Source organism: Pseudoroseomonas cervicalis ATCC 49957, from assembly GCF_000164635.1.
Lineage (GTDB): Bacteria > Pseudomonadota > Alphaproteobacteria > Acetobacterales > Acetobacteraceae > Pseudoroseomonas > Pseudoroseomonas cervicalis.
Genome location: NZ_GG771139.1, coordinates 1 through 767 on the forward strand (window position 1 = coordinate 1; position 767 = coordinate 767).

1 protein-coding gene is annotated in these 767 nt (G+C 74.8%); it reads right to left on the bottom strand.

Annotated features, from left to right (window positions below):
- Positions 1-591: hypothetical protein (locus tag HMPREF0731_RS22200; protein ID WP_040614484.1), on the bottom strand; the 591-nt coding region annotated here is incomplete at its 3' end.
- Between the last annotated feature and the right edge of the window lie 176 nt (positions 592-767).

The following is a 767-nucleotide window of genomic DNA, read 5'->3' on the forward strand; positions in this document are numbered from 1 at the left end:
CAGCGGCCGGCCGGGCGTCCCGGCCTCGGCCTCGCGCGCCGGCAGCAGCGTCAGCGGCGGGCCGAGCCAGCCCGCCTGTTCCGGCCGCAGCGCCAGGACCTGCCCGTCCGGGTCGTCGATCCGCCCCTGCAGCAGCAGCCGCTGCCCGGCGACGAGGCTGGCGGAGAGATCCAGCGGCGGTGGCGCCTCCGGCCGGGCCGGTGTCTCGGGCAGGCGGAGCAGGATCGAGGGCGCGCGCTCCAGCTCGGCGATGCCGTGCTGGCCGGCGCAGGGCTCGAAGGGCAGGACGGCCACCAGCTCGTCCTCCTGCAGCACGCCGATCTCGGCCCCCCGCGCGGTGAAGCTGACGCGCAGCAGCAGCGTGGCGCCGATCTCCTCCGGCAGCTCCAGGACCCGCTCGGCGCCCCAGCTGCGGCCGTCATGCCGGTTGACGGCCAGCTGCCGCCGGTTCCGGCGCGGCTGGATGTGCAGGATGATCTGCCCGCGCAGCCGGTAGTTCACGCTGCGCAGATAGAGAAGATCATTGTCCTGGAAAAGGATCTCCTGCACCGCGCCACACTCGACCACGACCTTGTCGGGAGGCGGGGGCAAGGCGGGTTCATGCGGTCGGGCGGTCATGCGGAACTCTGTCGCTGGGGCGGACGCGCGGTGGGCGGCACGGTGCGGGCGCCGATCAGGATGTGGTCCTGATCGGGGGAAAAGCGCGGACCGTCAAGCCATGCCTCCCCGCGCCCCCCCCGCGCGGCGCCGCGTGCCCCCTCCCGGGG